Source organism: Oscillospiraceae bacterium (assembly GCA_035353335.1).
GTDB lineage: Bacteria > Bacillota > Clostridia > Oscillospirales > JAKOTC01 > DAOPZJ01.
The window spans coordinates 1-3,246 of record DAOPZJ010000113.1 but is presented as its reverse complement, the minus strand read 5'-3'; the positions used below and the strand labels follow the sequence as shown (position 1 = coordinate 3,246).

The 3,246-nt window shown below is 51.2% G+C and carries 3 protein-coding genes and 1 other annotated feature; all 3 genes read right to left on the bottom strand.

All coding sequences use genetic code 11. The features are described from left to right. Positions 1-96: 96 nt before the first annotated feature. The 3 genes from PKH29_12750 to PKH29_12740 are packed head-to-tail and all read right to left on the bottom strand — an operon-like array spanning position 97 to position 2,844. Positions 97-597 (bottom strand): GNAT family N-acetyltransferase, encoded by a 501-nt coding sequence (locus PKH29_12750; protein HNX15708.1) that lies wholly within the window; start codon positions 595-597, stop codon positions 97-99. A gap of 31 nt (positions 598-628) precedes the next feature. Next, positions 629-2,269 (bottom strand): AMP-binding protein, encoded by a 1,641-nt coding sequence (locus PKH29_12745; GenBank protein HNX15707.1) that lies wholly within the window; start codon positions 2,267-2,269, stop codon positions 629-631. After that, entirely contained in the window at positions 2,266-2,844 is a 579-nt protein-coding gene (locus PKH29_12740; GenBank protein ID HNX15706.1) for a cupin domain-containing protein, read from the bottom strand. The genes PKH29_12745 and PKH29_12740 overlap by 4 nt, the downstream gene beginning before the upstream one ends. A gap of 58 nt (positions 2,845-2,902) precedes the next feature. Further along, positions 2,903-3,126: a binding site (T-box leader), on the bottom strand. Between the last annotated feature and the right edge of the window lie 120 nt (positions 3,127-3,246).

Genomic DNA, 3,246 nt, shown 5'->3' with positions numbered 1-3,246 from the left:
TCAATGAGATTCTTTCTTATCTTTTTTGTAACACATCATTGACAAACCAACAGAGCCTTAAAACAGGCGGTTCTTGGATTTTCTACCGAAGAGTTACTAAATAACTTTCAATCTCATCATATGCGAAACTGTCTTAAAGCCCTCATTCCGGTAAAATTCGATTCCTTGCTCATTTTCATATAAAACCATCAACTCGATATAATCCAGCCCACGCTCCTTCGCCCATTGCTTAGCCGCATTCATCAATGCTTTCCCCGCACCGCGTTTTCGGTAATTTTCGTGTACAAACAAATCAATGATTACGGCAAACCGATGCGGGACAACGGGCTTATACTGCGGAGTTTTGTCTTCGGCAACATGAATAAACCCGATCACTTCGCCGTTTTCTACAGCGGCAAACAGTCCTTCGTATAAACTGTTCATCACTCTTAAGGGGTATTTCCCGTCTTCTTCTGCTGCTTGATAAAAACAGGGTTGCTGGTTGGCATTATATTGATAAAATTGATTATATAAAGCGTTGATTTCCGGTATATCCAACTTTACTGCTGGCCTTATTGTCATCTGAGCTACCCCTCTTCCATTAGGTTTTAAAAACAAAGCGGAGTGAATATCACTCCGCCTTTTTGTTTTATTGATCTCTGTCCCTGATTTCGACTCTTCTGATCTTCCCGTTGATGGTCTTTGGGAGTTTGTCTACAAACTCAATCACACGCGGATATTTATACGGCGCGGTCTCATGCTTGACATGCTCCTGCAGCTCCTTGACCAACGCTTCGCTCGGCGCAAAACCGGGTCTTAACACGACCGTGGCTTTGACGAGCTGCCCGCGCACTGGGTCGGGCGTACCCGTGACCGCGCACTCGAGCACCGCCGGATGGGTCACAAGGACACTTTCGACCTCGAACGGTCCGATACGGTAGCCGGATGACTTTATAATGTCGTCGTTGCGCCCGACATACCAGAAATAGCCGTCCTCGTCTCGCCAGGCGGTGTCACCGGTGTGATACCAGCCGCCGTGCATGGCTTCCGTAGTCTTCTTCTCGTTGCGGTAATATTCGCACATCAAGCCCGGTGGATGGGGTTCGTATTTGATCACGATCTCGCCGGTCGCGCCGTTCGGGCAGCTGTTTCCGTCCGGATCGATCAGATCGACTTGATACTGCGGAGACGGCTTGCCCATCGAGCCGGGTCTCGGCGTCATACCGCGGGTATTGCAGATCACGACGGTGGTCTCGGTCTGGCCGAAACCCTCCATCAGTTTCAATCCGGTGGCTTCATACCATTTGTTGAACACGTCGGGATTGAGCGCCTCTCCCGCAATCGTTGTGTGCTTCAGCGAAGAAAGATCGTATTTTTCCAACCCGTCGTTAATGAACATCCGAAACATCGTTGGAGGACAACACAATGTTGTGAGCTTGTATTTTCCGACCATTGTCAGAATTTCGGCGGGCACGAACTTCTCAAGATCATAGACGAAGATGCCGGCTTCCATCAGCCACTGCCCGTAAAATTTCCCCCAGACCGCTTTCCCCCAGCCGGTGTCCGCGATCGAGAGATGCAGTCCGTCGGGCACGACGCAGTGCCAGTGTTTTGCGGTCAGAAGATGCCCGAGCGCATAGGAATAGTCGTGCAGAACCATCTTGGGATAGCCCGAAGTCCCCGACGAAAAGTATAATAACATCGGCTCATGGACCTTGGTCGCGACCCGCTCAAACTTTTCATCGGCAAGGGAGATGCCCGCGTCAAAGTCCATCCAGCCCTCGCGTGCGCCGTTGACCATCATCTTCAGCTTCAGCGTCGGACATTCGGATTCGGCCTGCTCGATCGCCGCGCCGACGTCGCCGTCGGAGGTGCAGATCACTGCTTTTACGCTTGCGCTGTCGATCCGGTATTTCACGTCGTGCGCAGTCATCATATAAGTGGCGGGGATCAGCACTGCACCGAGTTTGTGCAGCGCCAGCGCGCAAAACCAGAACTGGTAATGCCGTTTGAGCACCACCATGACCGGATCGCCTTTTTGAATCCCGAGCGATCTCAGGTAATTCGCGGTCTTGTCAGACCACCGTTTCATATCGGCAAAAGTGTAATTTCGTTCTTCACCATTTTTACCGACCCAAAACATCGCCCTTCGGCTCGGCTCGTGAACGGCGATATCGTCGACGACATCGTAAGCAAAATTGAAATCCTCGGGGATTTTGAGCTTATATTCGCAGAGTATCCCGTTTTCGTCGTATTTCTCCCCGACATAATTCAAATTGATATTTCTCATGACTTCCCCTCCCCCTTGATGACCACCGCAAGGAACATACAGTCCCCGCCGCTGACGGCAATCATACCGTGCGGCGTGCCGGAGTCGTAATATACCGAGTCGCCTGAATTCAAAATCTCAAAATGCCCGTCGTGGGCGAATTTCATCGTGCCGGAGATCACAAAGTCAAACTCCTGTCCCTCGTGCACAGACATGGCGATCGGTTGGGCCTGCGCGGCCTCGAAATACGGTGCTTTGACCAAAAACGGCTCTGCCTGTTTGGCACGGAAGTTGGCGGCGAGGTGGTTGTATTCAAACCCCTCGCGCCGCTTGATCGGAAGCCCTTTTCCGCCTCTCACCACGGTATAACCCGTCAGATGCGGATTTTCGCCGGTCAGCAACTCGACCATATCGACGCCGAATTTTTCGGCGCACAGATACAAAAACGTGAATGAAAAATCCTTTGCCCCGCTCTCCAGTTCGGCATACTGCCCGGCGGTAATATTGGTTGCCGCGGCCATTTCCTCTGCGGAAAAGCCGCAAATCTCGCGTAACGCTCTGATTCGCTCGGCAATCTCAGTCAGTTTGGTCTCCATGTTGACACTCCTTTCATTACTGGCAAAAAGCCAGAAAAAACAAAAAATCCCGCCCCGGAATTGGGACGAGATCACACCCGCGGTACCACCCATATTGCGTAAAATTACGCCACTTAACGGCTCAAACAAGCCCCCTGCCCTAACGCGGCCGCTACGCAAACGCCTACTTAATTCGGGTTCGTACTCGGAAGGGATCCGCTGCTGCCGTCTTCGCCGTCTCACACCAACCGCCGGCTCTCTGAAGAAGATAAAGGCGCAACCGTTCTTCGTCACAGTATGTGAATGCAGTGTAGCATACAACTTTTTCCCTGTCAAGCGGTTTTATCAATTTGTAAGGGCGGATATTATGTCAAGAGCAACATCGTTTACAGTGAGTGCAACAACATGGTTTACACTTTACAA